We start from the raw sequence: 20,459 nt of genomic DNA, 5'->3' as shown, positions 1-20,459 counted from the left end.
AGGCCTATGGTTTGAGAGGCCTCTCGTTTGGAAGGCTTATTGCCAGGAATCACCCTGCCGCCCAACAAAATCTCTTATTCTGTTAACAATGAAGAATGAAATATATTCACCTGATATAAAGTGTAGAGCAGCTTTCGTGCCACACCGCTCACAATGTGAATAAAATGTATAAATCTCATTAAAACAAAGTTTTAAAATGCATAATTATGCAAATCACTCGCATTCATACTGTCTATTGACCATCAAAATGACCAACCAGAGGGGTTTAGCGCGAAATTGTATGCATTGGCAACCAATGTTGATTTTTGCTCTACCAGATCACACTTTTGCAACATAAAAGCAACACCGTAGATTCTTCACGCCCTATAAATGAGCAATCAATGCATCAATTGGGTGCATTTCTGCTACCGGGAAAGGGAGGATAAAAGGATGGACAAAGACGTTTATGCATAACAAGCGCAACAATAAGGCGGTTAGTTCAACAGCAGATTATGCGGTGATGGCCCCATTTTCTGGAGCCATCAGTATTAACCGATTAAAAAGGGGAAATGGCAGGATTAGCGTGAGCGATTATCAACACCACTGGTCAATTGAGTTATCAGCATAGCCAGAATGCGGATGGCTTTTTCGCTTTGCTCCGACCAGGCAAATGAAGCATTGAGGCGAAAACAGTGATCGAACTGATTGCCAGTGGTAAACATTCGTCCCGGCGCAATACTGACACCCTGCGCCAACGCTCGCCGGTATAATTCACTGGCATTAAATGGCGGTTCCAATTCCAGCCACAGGAAGTAGCCTCCAGATGGATGGCTGATTTTGACGTTCTTGGGAAAGTGCTCAACCACCGCCTGACGCAACGCGTTTAGCCGCTGTTCCATCATACGACGCAACCGGCGCAAGTGAGTATCGTACCCTCCTTGACTGAGGTAATCAGCAATAGCTAACTGAGTCGGAACACTGGCCGAAACGGTACTCATTAGTTGCAGATGTTGCACCCGCTGTGCATGTTCCCCCGCCGCCACCCAACCAACTCGAAATCCCGGAGCCAGACATTTTGAAAAAGAGGAGCAATGTAGAATTTGGCGGTGCTGATCGAGTGCTTTGGCCGGCAAGGGGCGCTCAGCACCGAAGTACAACTCACCATAAACATCATCTTCAATTAACGAAATATTATTCTGTTGCAGCAGCGCCACCAGCCGTTTTTTCTGCGGCCAGGACATCGTACTACCAAGCGGATTCTGAAAGTGCGTCATCAGCCAACACGCCTTGATCGGATACTGGCTGATGACCTGCTCAAGAGCATCGAGATCCATCCCATTTTGCGGGTGCGTGGTAATAGCAATAGCTTTTAAACGCAGGCGCTCTATGGCCTGTAGCGCACCATAAAACGCTGGAGATTCAATAACAACCCAATCTCCGGGCTGAGTCACCGCCTGCAAACTCAGGCTAAGGGACTCCATCGCACCGGCAGTAATCACAATTTCTTCGGGTGAAACATTCATCCCACTGGCGGCATAACGCTGAGCAATATTACGGCGCAAACTTTCATTGCCCGGTGGCAAGTTTGTCACCGAACTTTGTGGTGATATTTTACGCGCAACCCCCGCCAGTGCACGTGACAATCGGGGTTGCAACAATAAACTCGGATCGGGAAATGCCGAGCCAAACGGCATGATGGCCGGGTCTTTTCCCGCCTGTAATACATCAAAAATAAAAGTATTGATGTCTACTTGCTCGTCCAGATGCAGTTTTTTCCCCCGCTGAGGTTGCGGCAACTGGGTTGGACGCGAAGCAACATAATATCCCGATTGCGGGCGTGCCACGATCCATCCCTGACTTTCAAGTAACTGATAAGACTGCACTACGGTCATTAAGCTTAAACCCGATTGTTTACAACTTTCTCGCAGAGATGGCAGCTTGTCACCCGCTTGCCAGACCTTGGATTGTATTTGCGCACGGATTTGCTGCGCTAACTGTTCATATCGAGTCATAAGCCAACTGTTATAGGTGAGATTGAATTAATTGTCACTATTATAGCCACTTTAACTTATGGTTAACTAACTGCCAAGTTTACTCCGCGAAATAATTGCCCGTGGCGATGTCACTGCATCGTCACTATGGCGCGATTTCTTCTATCGTTTGATGAGGCAGTACCATGTTTTTAGCGAGGTCGCTATGTTTGGCTTAACCGCTCTCGAGTTGGCCAGAATCCAATTCGCTTTCACCATTTCGTTCCATATTATTTTCCCGGCGATCACTATTGGTCTTGCCAGTTTTCTGGCAGTACTAGAAGGTTTATGGCTAAAAACCAAAAATGAAGATTACCGCGACCTCTACCATTTCTGGTCAAAAATCTTTGCCGTCAACTTTGGTATGGGCGTGGTGTCCGGTCTGGTTATGGCCTACCAGTTTGGTACCAACTGGAGCTTTTTCTCAGAATTTGCCGGTAGCATCACTGGCCCGCTGCTGACTTATGAAGTCTTGACCGCCTTCTTCCTCGAAGCCGGTTTTTTAGGTGTGATGCTATTTGGCTGGAATCGTGTTGGTCCCGGCTTGCATTTCTTTGCCACCTGCATGGTGGCATTGGGAACACTCATGTCAACTTTCTGGATTCTGGCTTCCAATAGCTGGATGCAGACACCACAAGGTTTTGAAGTTATTAATGGGCAAGTGGTGCCCGTTGACTGGCTAAAAGTGATCTTTAACCCCTCCTTCCCCTATCGCCTGTTACACATGTCGACCGCCGCCTTCCTGGCTTCAGCCTTCTTTGTTGGGGCTTCCGCTGCCTGGCATTTGCTACGCAAACGCGATACTTCGGCGATGCGAAAAATGCTGTCGATGGCAATGTGGATGGCTTTAATTGTCGCCCCTCTTCAGGCGGTTATTGGTGATGCCCACGGCCTTAATACGCTGGAATATCAACCAGCCAAAATTGCCGCCATTGAGGGGCACTGGGAAAATAAACCCGGCGAACCTACCCCACTGATTCTGTTTGGCTGGCCAGACATGAAACAAGAGAAAACCCATTTCGCCCTGGAGATCCCCTATTTAGGCAGCCTTATCCTGACTCACAGTCTGGATAAGCAGATCCCGGCGCTGAAATCTTTTCCACCCGAAGATCGCCCTAACTCAACCATCGTGTTTTGGTCTTTCCGCATTATGGTCGGATTAGGCATGTTGATGATTTTGGCTGGTTTTTGGAGTTTATGGCTGCGTTGGCGTGGCGCTCTGTATCAATCTCGTCCCTTCCTTTATTTTGTGTTGTGGATGGGGCCATCAGGGTTGATTGCCATTCTGGCGGGGTGGTTTACCACCGAAGTGGGTCGCCAGCCGTGGATTGTCTATGGCTTGCAGCGCACCAGTGATGCAGTGTCATCCCACGGTGAAATGCATATGAGCATCAGCTTGCTGATATTTATTCTGGTGTATGGCTCGGTCTTTGGTGTGGGCTACGCCTATATGATGCGGCTTATCCGCAAAGGGCCAATCGCCCATGAAGGTCGCCAACAAGATAGCGGCGGGCCCGGCCAACACGCAACACCTGCCAGACCACTGTCGGCAGTCAGCGACGCCAATGCTGATAGCGGCGTATTGACCACTGACAATAACCAAAACAGGAGCTAACTATGGGTATCGACCTTCCACTGATTTGGTTTGTCATCATCGTATTCAGTACCATGATGTATGTGGTGATGGATGGTTTTGATTTAGGCATTGGCATCCTGTTTCCGTTGGTAAAAAACAGCCGTGACCGGGACTTGATGATGAATAGCGTCGCCCCAGTCTGGGATGGCAACGAAACCTGGCTGGTACTTGGGGGGGCGGCTTTACTGGGGGCTTTCCCGCTGGCTTACGCGGTGATTCTTGATGCACTGGCTATTCCGCTGACTTTGATGCTGTTGGGGCTGATTTTCCGCGGTGTCGCGTTCGAATTCCGCTTTAAAGCCACGCCGGAAAAACAGCATATCTGGGATAAAGCCTTTATTGGCGGTTCGCTGGCCGCCACCTTTACCCAGGGAATGGTTGTCGGTGCTTTTATTCACGGATTCCCAGTCACCGGTCGCAGTTACAGTGGTGGGCCATTTGACTGGTTTACCCCCTTTGCCCTGTTTTGTGGCTTAGGGCTGGTCATTGCCTATGCCCTGCTTGGTTGTACCTGGCTCATCATGAAAACTGACGGTCATGTGCAGCAAGTGATGCATAAACTGGCGCGCCCACTCACCCTGATGATGTTGCTCATTATTGCCATTATTAGCGTTTGGACACCACTGACTCACCCACAGATTGCTGCACGCTGGTTTAGCCTGCCCAATTTGTTCTGGTTCCTGCCGGTGCCTATATTGGTGCTCTTCGCCAGTTGGGCATTACTGCGCGCAGTCAAGCATGGTAGACATTATGCCCCCTTCCTGTTGACCCTGTTGTTAGTGTTTTTGGGCTACAGCGGCTTGGGTATCAGTATTTGGCCTTATCTTATTCCGCCATCAATTACCTTATGGCAGGCCGCAGCGCCTCCGCAAAGTTTGGGATTCATGCTGGTCGGCGCACTTTTTATTATTCCAATCATTCTGGTTTATACCTTCTGGAGCTACTACGTATTCCGTGGGAAAATCAATCACGAACAGGGTTATCACTGAATGATGAAATCACCATCACCATCCCAACTACTTGAGCCAGTAAAGTCTCCTTGGTGGAAGAGAGTCGGTTGGATGTTACTTATCTGGTGCGGTAGTGTGCTGGCTTTATTGGCAGTTTCTATGCTGTTCCGTATGATGATGACAGCCGCCGGCATGAAATCCCACTAGCGATCACGCTGTGGGATGAACAACGGCAAGGTTGCCAGCTTATTAATGACAGGGATCCCGCTTTATGAAACGTTACCTAATTCCATTAGTTAATCAGATTGCTTTGCTGATGATACTACTGGGCATGTTGGGGCTGGCTGGTATGACGATCTCGTCATGGATGGCCCAAAGCATTCAAGGTAACGCGCACGCCATCAATAAAGCAGGTTCTCTGCGGATGCAAAGTTACCGGCTGCTTTCCATGGTGCCGCTAGATAAAGGGGATCTACCCTATTTAGCGGCACTGGAGCAGGATAAAACCAGTGATGACTTACAACACGCCCTCCAGCGGGAGGGTTTAACCCGTCAATACCAACAAATCGAACGTTACTGGCAAAGCACCTTAAAACCACAACTGCTACAAGCTAAGCAGCCCGATGATGTTGCCGCCAATGTGGCCGATTTTGTCCACCAGCTTGATGCATTGGTATTAGCCATTGACCATAAAACCGAGCAGCGCCTACTGCTGGTGACGATGATTCAGTTGGTGTTCATTGTGTTGACACTAGGGTTGATGCTCGCCACCATTTATTACCTTCGCCGCCGTTTATTGCGCCCGTGGCTGCAACTGATTTCAATGGCGAATGCCATCGGACGCGGTGATTTTAGTCAGCGCTTCTCTCTGCCTTATCAGCGCGATGAGATGGGGATGTTGGGCACAGCACTGAATAGAATGTCGCAGGAACTGTCAGTGATATACAGTGATTTGGAACAGAGAGTTGCGCAGAAAACAGCAGACTTGCAACAGAAAAACCAGGTGCTGGCGTTTCTTTATCACAGCAGTCGCCAACTGCATACCCCTCAACCATTGAGTGAACGTTTGGTGCCAGTCATTGAACAGTTGCAAACCCTGACACCACTAGAAAATGTGCAAATCTGTTTATACGAGAATCACCTTTATCGCTCACACCTGGCTGACCATTTAGATGGTGAATATTTACCGCCACAAAATCGACCGACACAATTAACTATTAGCGGGTCATTCATTGTCACGAACCCGCCGACAGCGCGGGAATCACTAAGCTGGAGTTTGAGCGATAAGCTGGGTCAATATGGTTTATTACTGGCAAAGCTCCCATCAGAAACACCACTTAATTCCGATCAGCAACAGTTGGTGAATATGTTAGTCGAGCAATTGACCAGCACATTGGCACTAGAAAGTCAGGCGAGACATCAGCAGCAACTCCTGTTGATGGAGGAGCGTTCAGCCATTGCGCGCGAACTGCATGACTCCATCGCGCAATCTCTTTCCTGCCTGAAAATACAAATTAGCTGTTTGCAGATGCAAGTTCCGGACTTACCCGAACCCAGTAAACTATTGATACAACAAATGCGCGATGAACTTAATATCGCCTACCGCCAACTGCGGGAGTTGCTAACCACATTTCGTTTGAAACTCAATGAAGCGACATTGCAAGCCGCACTCCAAAACTTAGTCAATGAATTCAGTGAGCGCGCCAACTTACCCATTACACTCGATTTCAACTTACCATCAGACTCTATTCCCAACCATCAAGCCATTCACATGGTCAATATTGCCCGTGAAGCGCTGAATAATATTTATAAACATGCCCACGCCACTGAGGCCGTCGTTAAAGTCACGGTGGAGCAAGGTGATGTCATCATGTCAATCCTCGACAATGGCTGTGGCATTGGTCAAGCCAGCAAACGGCCGAATCATTACGGTCTAATGATTATGCAAGACCGAGCTGCCAGCCTGCATGGGCATTGTGATATCCGCCAACGGGAAGAAGGTGGAACAGAAGTACGGGTACGATTTACCCCGGACAATGATGACCTTGACTGACGATGTTACATAATCGCCAGCCCGACTCACATAGGGACTAAATCTGGTAATCAATCACCACTTCGTCTGGGGCTTCTGCCAACACTTTCTCTTTAATATCATGCAGAGAAAGTGTTGGGTTGCAGAGCTGGATAAAGAACCAGATAAAGTTACGTTGTAACTGACCTCGTTTTAATCCTAACCACACTGTATTCGCGTCAAACAAATGCTCTGCATTAAGGCGCACCAGCCCCTTGTCACGATGTGCTTCATACGACATATCCGCCAGAATCCCCACTCCCATGCCTAGCTCGACATAGGTCTTAATCACATCAGAATCTTGTGCGCTGAGGGCAATATCGGGGGTTAATCCGGCATTTTTGAAGGCATTGTCCAACCGTGATCGGCCGGTTATCCCTTGGCGATAAGTAATTAATGGCAAGGTACTCAAGGTTTCCAGCGTGATGTTTGGCTCTTGTGTTAATGGATGATTTTCGGGTACCACTATCGCGTGATGCCAACGGTAATAAGGAAATGCCGCGACAGATTCATCACTCATCAGTACTTCAGTGGCAATCCCAATATCAGCCTCACCGGATTGCAGCATCGCCGCAATTTCTTGTGGATTTCCCTGGCTAATAACCAGTTTGACCTGTGGATACAGCAGACGAAACTCTTTTATCACCCGAGGTAAACTGTAACGGGCTTGAGTATGCGTGGTCGCAATATGCAACTGGCCACTATCATTATTGCTAAAAACATCAGCCAGGCGGCGAATTTGATTGGCATCATTTAACATGCGCTCTGCAACTGCCAGTAACTCTTTGCCCGGCTCAGTCATTCCCAACAAGCGTTTTCCACGCCGGATAAATATCTCAATACCCAATTCTTCTTCTAACTCGCGAATATGCCGACTCACACCCGATTGCGAGGTAAATAATGTATTTGCCACTTCAGTCAGATTGTAATTACAACGGGCCGATTCCCGAATAATTTTAAGCTGTTGGAAATTCATACTTTGCCCCTTTCTTTCTGATTGAGGTACAGAATCGCGGGGATAATAGAGACAAACAAATACAAAAAAACCGTTGTTTATGCTTTTTTGTACTAAACAAAGTTAATGACTTACAAAAAAAGTTAGATATAGCCAAAAAATTGAAAAATAGGCTTAATTATCAAAAAAATAAATATTTGTAGAAAATGACCAATTTTGCGCAAGTGAATACACAAGAATAAAATCAGCTATATTAAATAACTTTTTAATATAGCACTTTGCCGTTAGACGCTATTTTGGGGCAGTGCTAGAATCGGCCGATTAAATTTACCTGCAAAGACTATTCTTCAGTCTCTTCATGCCTGTTGAGCCGGTTCAGGAGTTATTCATGCCGTTGGCTATTATCGCGCTGACCATTGCTACCTTTGGCATTGGTACCAGCGAGTTTGTCATTATGGGGCTATTACCAGAAGTCGCCCATGATCTCGGGGTCAGTATCCCTAAAACCGGAATGTTGGTATCAGTCTATGCTATGGGCGTGGTCATTGGTGCTCCACTGTTGGCCATTGCAACAGCACGAGTGCCGCGTAAATCCACCCTATTGGGTTTAATTGTTTTATTTATTATCGGCAATATCCTGTGTGCCTTGGCTGAAACTTATAACTTGCTGATGGCTGCACGTATTATTGCGGCATTGTGTCACGGCACATTCTTTGGATTAGCTTCAGTGGTCGCCACCGATTTGGTTCAGCCCAATCGCCGTGCGCGGGCAATTGCATTAGTGTTTATGGGGGTCACGCTGGCAAATGTGCTCGGCGTGCCATTGGGCACGGCCATTGGACAAGCTTTCGGCTGGCGTGCGGCATTCTGGGGAGTTAGCGCCATCGGTATTGTCGCCATCATCGCCGTGATCGCCTGGTTACCTAGCAATATTCCGATGAAGAAAATCAGCCCGAAATTAGAGTTCAAAACGTTGATGCAGAAAAAAGTGCAAACCGCTTTACTGCTATCAGTGTTAACCAATACCAGTCTGTTTACCGTCTTCACCTATATTGCCCCCCTGCTGCGCGAGGTTACCCGTGTTTCTGAACATGGTGTCACGATTGTCTTGCTGATCCTCGGCGTTGGATTATCCATTGGCAGTGTGCTGGGTGGCCGGTTAGGTGATAAAAATCTGGTCGGCTCAATGACACGTCTGATTGCCATTTTGATAGGTATTTTGCTGGCATTGCATTACACCATTGGTTTTTACTTACCGGCAGTTCTAACCTTGTTCATCTGGAGTATTGTGGCTTTTGCCCTTTGTCCAATGTTGCAGCTATTGGTGGTGGATCAAGCCAGAGATGCTCCTAATCTGGCATCAACCTTTAATCAGAGTGCGTTCAATTTAGGCAATGCGTTAGGGGCCTGGCTCGGTGGTACCTTGCTGGCATTTGGCTTACACTTACAACAACTCCCTCTTGCCGCGATGGCGGTGATGATTGTGGCACTGGTGACCATGTTACGGCTACGAATGCATTTCCGCCGTGTGGCTATTGTGCAACCTATCAGCTAATTCTTCGCTAAATCACATTTTTGCCCCCCACTCTGGCGGGGCAACTCACTCTTTTCGTTTTCCTTACATTCCACTCATGCAAATAATTATCATTAACATTAGTTGGTGATATAGTTTATGCCTTGATAAGCCGCATCCATGCTGCTGACGAACAAGAATAAAACGCCATAAGATAAGAAGGATAAACTGTGACCATAGAATCAACCGCAGCAAAACCCAAATACCGTCCAACCCCTCCGCGCCTGGTGCAAGTCAAAAAGGTGGTAGACACTTCCCCACACCTACGCCGAGTCACTTTTTACAGTCCGACATTGCACAATTACCCGACAGATTGTGCCGGTGCACATTTAAAAGTCTTCCTGCCATTAGCACACCAAACACAGCCGGAACTGCCGGTGCTTGGTGAGAAAGGCCCACAATGGCCAGCAGCAGAAGTACGCCCGATTGTTCGAACCTACTCGGTTCGGGCCATCAGAGCTGAACTTTGTGAAATAGACATTGAATTTGCACTTCATGACCACAGCGGCCCAGCGGTTAATTTTGCCCGCAATGCTAAATCAGGTGACTGGATAGGCATTACCAATCCAGGCGGCCCTGAAACCATGCTGCCAGCGGCTGAATACAGCTATCTGGTTGGTGACCCCTCTTCATTACCGGCTATCGCGGCCCTATTAGAGACATTACCCGCCAATGCGCAGGGTCATGCCATTATTCGTGTCGATACCCCACAGGATGTGCTTAATCTGGTGAAACCGGCTGGTTTTGAACTGAGTTGGGTCATTGGTGGTACTGAAAAAACCGATGAAGTTATCACCCAATTCTGCGCACTTGAACTGCCGATGGAGGAAGCTACATTTTGGCTGGCCGGTGAAGATCGGATGGTGGTGCAGTTACGCCGTTATCTCCGGCGTGAAAAAGGCTGCGAACGCCAACAACTTTATGCCGTTCCCTATTGGCGTGAAGGCCTCAATGAAGAGGACTATCATCACCAACGTCATGAAGTGATGGACAATCTTGACGACTAGACCCTATTAATATCTGTAAAATCAATGGGCATTATCCTCTGATGTCCATTTTTCTGACTCTTTTTTTACCTTTCCTCGTTAAAACCTTGTAAATTTCCTGCGACAATTCCCTGTTATTTGTTAGTCTTAAAGCTACTTAGCCTGCAATATGGCGCTTAATTATCGTTAAATGGCTCTAATGCCCGTTTAATGCAGTAAAGTTATTAGGAGCGTGCTCGAAATGAAGTCGCAAAATGATCCTGGCCGATCTAAATCTCGCCATCACGAATACTCCCTTATCCTGCCTATTATTGCGCTGGTTATTCTTAATATCTGGGGTGATACCAGCAATTTTGCTGCGGTAATCGTTATCAACATGATTGCACTGGTCGGTATCCTGAGCAGTGCTTTTAGTGTGGTACGTCATGCTGACGTTTTAGCACACCGTTTGGGTGAACCCTATGGATCATTGATTCTTAGTCTGTCGGTGGTGGTGCTGGAGGTCAGCTTGATCTCAGCGATGATGGCAACAGGTGATGCCGCCCCCGCCTTGATGCGCGATACACTCTATTCCATCATTATGATTGTTATCGGGGGATTGGTGGGTGTGTCGTTGCTGCTCGGTGGACGTAAATTTGCCACTCAGCATGTCAATCTGGTCGGTATCAAACAGTATCTGATGGCTATCTTCCCACTGGCTATCATTGTACTGGTCTTACCGAGTACCCTGCCCGGTGGCAATTTTAGCGTGGCACAATCACTGGTAGTCGCCGCGATTTCGGCGGCGATGTATGGTGTTTTCCTGCTGATCCAGACCAAAACCCACCAAAGCCTGTTTGTCTACGAACATGAAGACGAAGGCGATGACCCAAGTGACCCGCATCACGGTAAACCGTCATCTCACAGTAGCCTGTGGCACACATTTTGGCTGTTGATTCATTTGGTTGCGGTAATCGCAGTGACTAAATTTGATGCCAACCCACTGGAAGCGCTGCTGACTGAGTTAAATGCACCGGCTAAATTTACCGGCTTCCTAATTGCTTTGCTTATCTTGTCACCGGAAGGGTTGGGTGCATTAAAAGCAGTATTGGCAAATCAGGTACAGCGAGCGATGAATCTGTTCTTCGGTTCGGTGCTGGCCACGATTTCCCTCACTGTGCCAGCGGTAACCTTAATTGCCGTACTGACTGGGCAGGAGTTGAACTTTGGCCTGGAAGCGCCACATATCGTGGTCATGGTCAGTGTCTTGATTCTGTCGCAAATCTCATTCTCTACCGGCAGAACCAACGTGCTCAACGGCACCGCCCATCTGGCCTTGTTTGCCGCGTATATGATGACGATTATGTTGTAGCGACAATTCTTTGTCGATATTCCCGTAAGGGGATAAGCAAAGGGCAAGCGTTTGATGCGCTTGCCCTTTTTTATCGGGTCATCCATTCATAATCTTGAGTTATGAATAGGCATTCAAGGTGTGTTGGCAGAGTGCAGAGCGGACACAGTCCTGTTTATCAAAGCGAATAATGCCAATCATTTCATCCTCAGCAAAACGCTCCAGTGCGTCACTAAGACCTGATTTCACCCCACGCGGCAGGTCGCACTGAGTGATATCACCATTCACGATAACAGTGACATTTTCACCGAGGCGGGTAAGAAACATTTTCATTTGGCTGGCGGTCACGTTTTGCGCCTCATCGAGGATCACCACCGCATTCTCAAAGGTACGCCCGCGCATATACGCAAAAGGCGCAATTTCGACTTTACCGATTTCCGGCCGTAAACAATATTGCATGAAAGAAGATCCGAGTCGGCGCAGCAGAATGTCATACACCGGGCGGAAGTAAGGCGCGAATTTCTCAGAAATATCACCGGGCAAGAAGCCCAAGTCTTCATCTGCCTGTAGTACAGGTCGCGTCACAATTATCCTATCTACTTCTTTGTGAATTAATGCTTCAGCAGCCTTGGCCGCGCTAATAAAGGTTTTACCACACCCTGCTTCACCGGTGGCGAAGATGAGCAGCTTACTTTCTATGGCTGATAAGTAATGACCTTGAGCTTCCGTACGCGCCTGAATAACGGAGGTATCACGGCTATCCCGTGCCATACCTATTGATTCAACACCGCCCATTTGCACTAACGATGTCACGTTTTCTTCCTCACGCTGACGATGACTACGTGAATCACGTCTAATAACGCGTTTCGCTTCACGACGAGCTTTGATCACTGCTTTCTGTCTTCCCATAGTGGCACCTTTCAGTTTGATTCAACTACCGCAGCAGGAAAGCCTGCGCGATTATGTTTCACATACAGATGCGGTTTTGGCTTCCTTTGCAGCCAATAATAGCCAATGAAAATGCGAATAGAGTCGACATCCGGTTCAATAGCCGGAGGGAAACAATATCGCAAGGGGAGTTATTACGTGATGTTGAAACCAGGGACGGGAATACGGGTGACGATAATATATTAACAGCACATGATGATGGTAATACTGGAATTTGAGAGTCGGAGTTTATGCCCTCGTAACAACGAGTCGCCTGGATAAAACTTTGGTTTTTTCTTAACAGCCCAATCATGGACTTTACCATTAGCGATCCCCGCAGTGATAGATAACAGCCTAAGCTGTGCACCGTGTGAAAAATACCGCCAGATGATTACAGTATAATGACACTCTTAAAATTCGCGATATCAAAATGTAAAAAAATATAACTTTTTAGTTTGCTCATTTTTTACTCTAATTATTTTTAATATCGCGCTATATCATTTTATAAGCATTAGCGACTGATTCTTAAATCTTGTAAACGCGTCTTTTGCTTGCCTTGGCTATCAAAGTTTCCCATCGCTAACCAATCGTTAAATGCCTGTTTAATTAATGGCCATTCCCGGTCAGTAATGGAATACCAGTTGGTATCTCTGTTGCGCCCTTTAGTCACAATCGCCTGTCGAAATTGCCCTTCATACTGAAAACCAAATCGCATTGCCGCCGCATTTGAAGGCCCATTTAAGGAATCACATTTCCACTCACAACGACGATAGCCTAATTTGTCGAATACATAATGTAATAGCAAATAGATGGCCTCAGTGCCCGCTGAATTGCGTTTTAAGAGCGGTGACCAATTAACTGAGCCAATCTCAATCACACCATTCTTTTCATCAATTCGTTGTAAGCCAACCGTTCCTAACGCCACATCGGCTTGCGCATCCATTACGGTATAATGCAAAGCATCTTTCGCATTAATTAATGTTTGCAGGTACTGCTGGAAATCATTTTCACTCTCTGGCCGATCACAATAAAAATAGGTCCAGTCACTGGCATCGGAAATCAGGTGATATGCCTGATACAAAGATGCTTCATGTTTATCTGAGTCAACCGGGGCCAAATAGCAAAAATGCCCGGGTAAAATTTCTCGTTGAGGCCGCAACGCTGATTGCCACTGCGGTAATTCTGCACCAATAATTTGTCCGAAAGGGTTTTGATTCACTGTGTGCTCCCGTTTGTCATGTCGCTTCCATAGGAATATTCATTATGACTGCCCGTAACAATACCGGCTAAATCATAGCAATATATAAAGAAAGGGTGGGATTAAAAGTAAAGTTTGGCACGATTAACTTAGGTAGAAATAACATACTGGGGTGGAAATAACAGACTGGTTGGTTCTGAATACCTGATATAAGCACAGGGCGGCCTGCTATCAGGTATTCAGCGGTGATTGCTTATCACCCTCGTCGCAAATTAACGACCGGTGCGACTTCGGGAAGTTGTAACCCTTCTTTGACTTCCAACAGTTGCCCGTGTTCATCGTTATACAGGGTGAGACACGAACCTGCTTTTAATTGGGCAATCATCTCCCCCGTCATTTCCATGCTATCGGCGAGTTCATCGTCATCCAAATGAGGACGGTGCCCACGGCGCTCAACCTGAAAACGTATCTGGTTATATTTGGCCCAAACGATCAGCACAATGGCATTAAATGCCGCAATAGCTGCATAGAGCGCCAACGTCGTCAGACCGGCCAAAATGTACATTCTAAACGGGATCGGCCCCATGTTCGGGGCGCGGTGGATCATATCCAAAAAGCCCTTCACAAACAGGAAGATAAAACCGAACCAGGCTAAAGCGGTAATAATTATATCAATTAAGCGCGGTAGCAGCCGCTGCTCAGTATGAATCAGAGGCGCACTCATGGTTTAACCCTCCCGATCCCGCGGTCTGGGCTGACCCAGCGCGCACGTTTACGTTTGGTGTTCAGCATCACTTTTGGGAACGAAACAACGGTGGTGAACAAACTGAGCATCCAATAAACCATTGGGTACCAAATAATCCAAAATAGTGAATTACCCAGTTTAGGCTCATAGCGCCGTTCAATCACCAAACTGATAGCAAACTGCAACAGACAGGTCAGGGCCAATACCATGCCGGTAAAGGCTGGCGGGAACACAGTCTGCACATGAATGCCTGGTGGTAAGGTAATAACCAGGCCCAGCAGGAACAGGATGATACTAAACAGGTAAGTAAAGGCCCAAGTGATAGACAGTGAGTATTCAAGGAACAATAGCCACATCCGGCGATTACGCCAGCGCCACAGCTTGAACATATTCTTCAGGAAAACCTCTGCCCCACCCTGCGCCCAGCGTAGGCGCTGCTTCCACAAACCCCCTAAGGTTTCTGGCATCAAAATCCAGCACAGGCCCCGTGGTTCAAAGAATACTGACCAATGTCTTATCTGGAGTTTCCAACTGATATCAATATCTTCAGTTATCATATCCGGACTCCAGTAACCGACATCCGCCAATGCTCTACGGCGAAAAGCAGCCACTACGCCAGAAACGGTAAAGACTTGCCCGTAAACCCGTTGAGTTCGTTTAATCAGCCCAATGATAGAAGAGAACTCCCCTACCTGAACCCGGCCAATCAAGGTCGAACGGGTACGGATGCGCGGGTTACCTGTTACCGCTCCGGTACGCGGGTTAGCAATCAATGGCGCGACCAGATAAGGCACCGCTTTACTGTCCAGCAAAGCATCACCATCAATACACACCAGATATTCACTGCGCGCTGCCGCTGCCCCCATCCGCAAGGCAATAGCTTTACCCTGATTATGAGCCAAGTGAATAACACGCAAGCGTGGGTCTTCAGCCAATAAGGCATCCAGCACTTGCGCCGTGTCGTCACTGGAACCATCGTTGATAGCGATCACTTCGATATTGGTGTAAGTCTGTGCCAGTGCTGCGTGAATGGTTTCCCGCGCATTCAACCCCTCGTTAAAACAAGGGATTAGAATTGACACCAGTGGGTTGCCTTTCAACTCCGGGGGCGGCACATCATCGCCCCACGGCCAGTGTCTTTCTCGCTTTAGCCAGAAATAGACACCACCCGTTATCCAAATACCGGACATAAACAGCGGATAGAAGAAGACAAAATTCAGCAACACGTCGCCGGTAAAGAGCAGGATCATTCCCGCGGGAATACTCAGCACCAGGCATAGGATGAGTAATGCAATAATTCTATCGATCATATAAAGGATACCAGGCAGAAGATAGCACAGGGCGGACATCTTTTAGCGGTGGTTCGCCAGTGATAAAGTTATCCGGATAGTAACCAAAATTTTGCGCGCCATTTAACTGCAACTGGCGCATCCATCCTGCCAGTATTGGGCCACTGATGGCATTGCTGCCCTCTGGTTTGGTCCAGTCTTTCGATTGCAGTTCAAAAACAGTTTTATTCAGTGCGCCTGGGCGCTGCGCAACTTTATTCACCAGTTGCGCTAGCCACTCGTTAGACTCTGATAACGGCACCTTCTCCATTAACGGCATTGCCATCGGGGCAACCCAATCATAGTTAGCCAGGAAATCGTCGAGATTCTGCGCAAACCATGCTTCGCTTTCCGGTTCTAAAATCGGCATAGCAAATATATTACGGGCTGATTTGACTTGCGGGCCACGGATATCACGGACCTGACGGGTCAATTCATTGGTGAAATCAACCAAATATTTACTCTTATAACGTGTCCAGCGGGCCATGGTTTCCGGGTCTTTGCGTATTTCTGCAATGGAACCTGGGAAACCGGCTTTTTGGTATGCGCGAATCGCATCGGGTGAGGCATCTTCAAAATCAGACATCACTGCGTCATCGTGATAAAGAATGCCATCAATTGGCGCGCTATAGGCCATATCACGATAGATATCGATGATGCGCTGCCGAACTTCAGGATTAAACGGTGACAGACGGCGATATTGGTCCGGATCAATACTGGTCTTACCGGTTTTCGGATCAATACGTTGAATTCGCGGTAAAGATGAGTCCATCTCAAACGCCAATACCGGCATCCAGGCATAAACGTCAACATCCGGGCGGGAAGCTAATTGCCATGCAACTCGGTTAAACAAGTCCTGACGCATCGGGATCCAGCGATTCGGGAAGTAAACCTGGCGAATATTGCCATCCCCTTTCGGGTCAGAAAATGCTTGTAAAAACACGGTAGTGACACGTAAATCGGAAATCCGCTGGACTAATTTATCCAGATTTTCCTTTTCCTGTGCCGGGTCTGGATCGTAGAGATAATCCAAATCGACGTGCGCCACCCGCATAATGTCTTTTTCCTGCACCGACGTGACAAGCTGGGCGAAATCTTTCAATGACGGATTATTGCTGATCAGAATACGTGGGATATTCATCAGATCATTGACATTGCCAATACCCGGTTCCAATGTCATCGCCATTTGGTAGCCATGTTGGCGCAAGATATTGAGCACAGTGCCGTTTGGTGCGCCGTATGGCCACACCCAAACCCGCGGCTGTTTACCGGTCGCTTTAATAATGCGCTCGGTTATCAACGAAATATCTTTTTCCATCCGCTGCTTAAATGCAGCTTCAGTCTCATACTTTTTGGTCTTGGGGTCATAAATCAGGTTGGCTGCTGCCGGTTCAGTATTCCCTTGTGGGTTGGCAATCACCCCATAGTGTGAAGCATAAGTATGTGCGCCGATTTCAATCAGCTTTGACTTAGACATTTCAGTGATCTGTTTCCAAGTGAGGAAACGATCTCTATCAGTGCTTAAACCACCAAAATCCACTTTTTTATTGGGTGGCGTATCGATCCACGTCCCTACAGGAGCCAATACTGCGCTTAAATTATTGGCTTCTAACAATGGATAAACGCGGTTATAGAAACTGCTATAGCCATCATCGAATGTCAGTAAAATAGCTTTATTAGGTAAAGGAGTGCCGCCATTACGCGCCGCCAATATCTGATCGACGGAAACCACGTTATAGCGATTGTCCTTCAACCAAGCCAGTTGTTCGCTTAATGCACTGCTTCTTACCGACAAATAACGTTGGTCAGCTGACTCATCTTCAACATCATGATAAGCAATAACCACAAACGTATTCTTCTGCCACGGCCTTTCACTGAGCGGCAATGCGCGCTCGGCAGGTGGAACAAATACCGGTTTCTCTGCATAACAGACGGAAGCCAGTAACGTTATCATTCCAACTACAAGTATCCGGATAAAAAATAGTATCTTCGCCATAGCGACTTCCCTTAGAAACGGTAATTCAAATCGAAAGCGAGTGAGAGGTCATGTTCACGGACACCATCATAGGGGCGCTTGTCGTAGGTAACGGCTAAACCTGTATCGACGACATCATTCCATTGAACTCGCTGCCCATAACTTGCCGTAGTGACCAGGCCATTACCGTAGTTTTTCTCCCAGTAGCCGCCCACACCCAGCTGCACTTGCTGGCTCCAGATAGTTTTATAATGGCGATACATAATATGATTTAAGGTCACTGCTGGTACGTAAGTGAAATCCCTTTTCGGGTTGTAATAAATCACGTCTTCTTTGGTGTTAGTGCTGGCGGCTAAGCCCAAATTGAAATCAGCCGTCAGATAAGGCCCTGTCCAGATGCGCTGACGCCCATTCAATTCGTATTCCCAACGGTTGTTACCGTCAGAGAAATCAGACGGGGTGACATTAAATTCAACATCACGGCGATCATCGGCTTTCCACAATACAAAGGCCGAGGCACTGTTGGCAGTGATATTATTTTTCATCGCCCGCAGCGGCGTATCTTTTGCCAATCGCTCCACCTGACCACCCACACGCCAATGGTCATTAAAGTCATACCAGGTTGCTAAACGGAATCCGGTTTTATTGCCAAAACCATAATTCTGATTATTCACTTCAGCTTCCGCCCAGTGGTCACGGGAAGTCCATTCGCCCCCTAATCGGGTCGCACGATTGATACCCTTACCTTCTTCAAACTGGGCATTATCAAAGCTCCCGCCGCCAAATACGCGCCAGTTATCGGCAATAGGTGGGCTATATAAAATCGCCTCAAGACCGTAATCTTTATCACCGGTAATGGGGCTTCCAGAGGAGATGACCCGGTTACCCGTTACGCGCAATTCATACATATTATGAACTTTGCGTTGCCGGTCTAATTCTTGCGAAGGGACATCTTCCGGGGATCGCGCAATGACATCATCAGTTAACAATTCCATCTGACGCCATTCCTGCAAATCCATCGCTGTTTCGGCTTGCGCACGTTCCAGAATAAGGCTGCGTGGTGCCAACGACTCCACCGCTTTCAGCTCTTGCTCAGCCTTGCGCGGTAAATCTCTGGCCAGATAAACACCCGCCAAAGCAATACGTAAGTTCTGGTTTGCGGGTGCGGTGCTGGATAGCGTCTCCAGTTTTTTCTGGGCAGCAGGCAAATCATTCAGTGCGACCAAAGATTGCACCAGCAAGGTCTGACCTTCCATCCAATCGTCATTTGGCTCTTTACCCGGCAGGCCATAAACCCCAACCTGATAAGGTGTTTGCTCGCTGTAGTTCTTGGCGAATTGATGAGCCTTATCCAATTGCTCACTTTCATTCAACGCGTAATAGAGATCATCAGCATCAAGTAAATCATCACTATTGCGGAATGTTTTTCCGTCGGCGTAATAGAGACTGGTGAGGATCGGCGCGGCTTTTTCTGGCATCCGGCGATCAATATAGGCAGAAGCGGCCCAACGGCGGGCATAGTCAGGCATTTTATAGCCCTCAGCTTCCATACTTTCATACTCTTTAATCAGCTCTGCGGTGTTACGACGCACCAATAATGCGCCGAGTCTGTCAATGCGCGCCCGCTGATAGTCAGACTGTGCGTCAGGGTCTTTACTCCAGCGCGCTAACAAATCCTGATAATCAGCTAAGGCCTGATCCGCAATATAAAAACGTTCAGTTTCACTGCGTGTTGGCAGTACCGCCATACGAACTTGTTCAGCCGCCGCATCTCTTTCAAGTTGTCGATACTGCTCAGCCGTCACTAATTTCGGATTTTCTCTGGCCAGTTGCAATGCCGGATCAGCAATGCGATTTCGTTGTAAAATTTCGAGGTGATTTTTTAATACCTCCTCAGATTCAGGTGCCAACCGCACCGCTTCACTGGAGGCCTGCAGCGCATCATAATTGCGATTAGTGGCACGATTGAGATAAGACAGGGTCATATAATTTTGCGCGGAAGGGTTACGCTCGGCCAACTCTTTTGCCTGTTGTAACGCCGCACCACCACGGCCGGAATCAGCCTGTGTCATGATCATACCGGTAATGAGATCAGGATTAGTGGGGTCTTTCTTCAAACTACTTTGCCAGAGAGCCAGAGCTTGATCCCAACGTTTTTCATTGCGATATGCTCGCGCGGCAGAGGCCAGTCCACGCGAGGACAGATTCACCGAGGAATGATATCTTTCGTAAACATCAATGACCTCCTGATCGCGCCCAGCCCAACCGGCGATTTGCAGCCAGTCATCAACCTGACCACTATTAAGCGGCCCGGCTTTAGATTCTTTTTGTAAATAATCAAGGACCGGCGCGGTATCCCCTGCTCTGGCTTTGATGATCAATGAGTCATACGGTGTTTCTGCCAAAGCTGGATTAACTAAAAGGCCGGAAATTAATAGCGCTAATAAAGTAATTCTGTGCCGGTGCAACGGGCGCAGCAGTGTCGTGAATGCGTTATACATTATATAACCCTTAAGCCAGCAACTTGTTTGATTTTCAAGAAAAGCTACTTCACGAACATCCATTTTTCATTATGGAATTATGATGAAATGAAGTCCTTGGAATGTATTACAGCATGTTACATAGGATAGTTGAAAGAAAATACTATTGCGTAATTATTATAGAATATTGTTATTCCAGCGATTAATAGAGGCGAAAAAGTAGAATGGGCGTTAATTTAGATTGGATTAGGATTATTCTTAGTGAAAAATGCTACTAATAAGCGAAATTTAAAGAC

General features: G+C 47.5%; 15 protein-coding genes. 7 read left to right on the top strand and 8 right to left on the bottom strand.

The window, feature by feature from the left end; translation table 11 throughout:
• Positions 1-557: 557 nt before the first annotated feature.
• Positions 558-1,991 (bottom strand): PLP-dependent aminotransferase family protein, encoded by a 1,434-nt coding sequence (locus QSV56_RS10470; RefSeq protein ID WP_019082991.1) that lies wholly within the window; start codon positions 1,989-1,991, stop codon positions 558-560.
• Between the two features lie 184 nt (positions 1,992-2,175).
• Here QSV56_RS10470 and QSV56_RS10465 point away from each other — a divergent pair, with 184 nt between their 5' ends.
• From QSV56_RS10465 to narX, 4 genes are all read left to right on the top strand, one after another.
• A complete protein-coding gene (locus QSV56_RS10465) occupies positions 2,176-3,624 on the top strand; it encodes a cytochrome ubiquinol oxidase subunit I (protein ID WP_046051027.1) in 1,449 nt (482 codons plus the stop codon).
• Positions 3,625-3,626: 2 nt separating this feature from the next.
• Positions 3,627-4,634, top strand: coding sequence for a cytochrome d ubiquinol oxidase subunit II (cydB, locus tag QSV56_RS10460; RefSeq protein ID WP_046695071.1), 1,008 nt, complete (start codon positions 3,627-3,629; stop codon positions 4,632-4,634).
• Complete coding sequence (locus QSV56_RS10455) at positions 4,635-4,802, top strand: DUF2474 domain-containing protein (protein WP_301212278.1); 168 nt, start codon at positions 4,635-4,637, stop codon at positions 4,800-4,802.
• A 64-nt stretch (positions 4,803-4,866) separates the two neighbouring features.
• Positions 4,867-6,648, top strand: a complete 1,782-nt coding sequence (narX, locus tag QSV56_RS10450) for a nitrate/nitrite two-component system sensor histidine kinase NarX (RefSeq protein WP_050298115.1) — start codon at positions 4,867-4,869, stop codon at positions 6,646-6,648.
• Between the two features lie 37 nt (positions 6,649-6,685).
• Here narX and cbl read toward each other — a convergent pair whose 3' ends face one another.
• The gene (cbl, locus tag QSV56_RS10445; RefSeq protein WP_013649771.1) at positions 6,686-7,642 is read right to left on the bottom strand and encodes an HTH-type transcriptional regulator Cbl; all 957 of its coding nucleotides are present in this window, start codon (positions 7,640-7,642) and stop codon (positions 6,686-6,688) included.
• 367 nt (positions 7,643-8,009) lie between these two features.
• Here cbl and QSV56_RS10440 point away from each other — a divergent pair, with 367 nt between their 5' ends.
• The 3 genes from QSV56_RS10440 to chaA all read left to right on the top strand — a co-directional run bounded on the left by QSV56_RS10440 (position 8,010) and on the right by chaA (position 11,531).
• Complete coding sequence (locus QSV56_RS10440; RefSeq protein WP_019079212.1) at positions 8,010-9,176, top strand: MFS transporter; 1,167 nt, start codon at positions 8,010-8,012, stop codon at positions 9,174-9,176.
• Between the two features lie 188 nt (positions 9,177-9,364).
• Positions 9,365-10,201, top strand: coding sequence for a siderophore-interacting protein (locus QSV56_RS10435; protein WP_046695073.1), 837 nt, complete (start codon positions 9,365-9,367; stop codon positions 10,199-10,201).
• A 220-nt stretch (positions 10,202-10,421) separates the two neighbouring features.
• Complete coding sequence (chaA, locus tag QSV56_RS10430) at positions 10,422-11,531, top strand: sodium-potassium/proton antiporter ChaA (protein WP_005178667.1); 1,110 nt, start codon at positions 10,422-10,424, stop codon at positions 11,529-11,531.
• Between the two features lie 99 nt (positions 11,532-11,630).
• Here the strand turns inward: chaA and phoH are convergent, their stop codons facing one another.
• The 6 genes from phoH to pgaA form a co-directional block, all read right to left on the bottom strand.
• Entirely contained in the window at positions 11,631-12,419 is a 789-nt protein-coding gene (gene phoH, locus QSV56_RS10425) for a phosphate starvation-inducible protein PhoH (RefSeq protein WP_005169005.1), read from the bottom strand.
• A gap of 529 nt (positions 12,420-12,948) precedes the next feature.
• The gene (locus tag QSV56_RS10420) at positions 12,949-13,656 is read right to left on the bottom strand and encodes a GNAT family protein (RefSeq protein ID WP_046051032.1); all 708 of its coding nucleotides are present in this window, start codon (positions 13,654-13,656) and stop codon (positions 12,949-12,951) included.
• 235 nt (positions 13,657-13,891) lie between these two features.
• Positions 13,892-14,359 (bottom strand): poly-beta-1,6-N-acetyl-D-glucosamine biosynthesis protein PgaD, encoded by a 468-nt coding sequence (gene pgaD, locus QSV56_RS10415; protein ID WP_019079208.1) that lies wholly within the window; start codon positions 14,357-14,359, stop codon positions 13,892-13,894.
• Positions 14,356-15,690 carry a poly-beta-1,6-N-acetyl-D-glucosamine synthase gene (gene pgaC, locus QSV56_RS10410; RefSeq protein ID WP_005164390.1) on the bottom strand — a complete coding sequence of 445 codons (1,335 nt, stop codon included), beginning with the start codon at positions 15,688-15,690 and terminating at the stop codon, positions 14,356-14,358. Before pgaC ends, pgaD begins: the two co-directional genes overlap by 4 nt.
• On the bottom strand, positions 15,680-17,704 hold the full coding sequence (pgaB, locus tag QSV56_RS10405) for a poly-beta-1,6-N-acetyl-D-glucosamine N-deacetylase PgaB (protein ID WP_046051033.1): 2,025 nt from the start codon (positions 17,702-17,704) through the stop codon (positions 15,680-15,682). Before pgaB ends, pgaC begins: the two co-directional genes overlap by 11 nt.
• An 11-nt stretch (positions 17,705-17,715) precedes the next feature.
• Complete coding sequence (gene pgaA / locus QSV56_RS10400; RefSeq protein WP_050162519.1) at positions 17,716-20,184, bottom strand: poly-beta-1,6 N-acetyl-D-glucosamine export porin PgaA; 2,469 nt, start codon at positions 20,182-20,184, stop codon at positions 17,716-17,718.
• Positions 20,185-20,459: the final 275 nt, after the last annotated feature.

The organism is Yersinia sp. 22-579, from assembly GCF_030433455.1.
GTDB lineage: Bacteria > Pseudomonadota > Gammaproteobacteria > Enterobacterales > Enterobacteriaceae > Yersinia > Yersinia enterocolitica.
The sequence above is the reverse complement of the archived record's forward strand: the minus strand, read 5'-3'. Positions and strand labels throughout refer to the sequence as shown.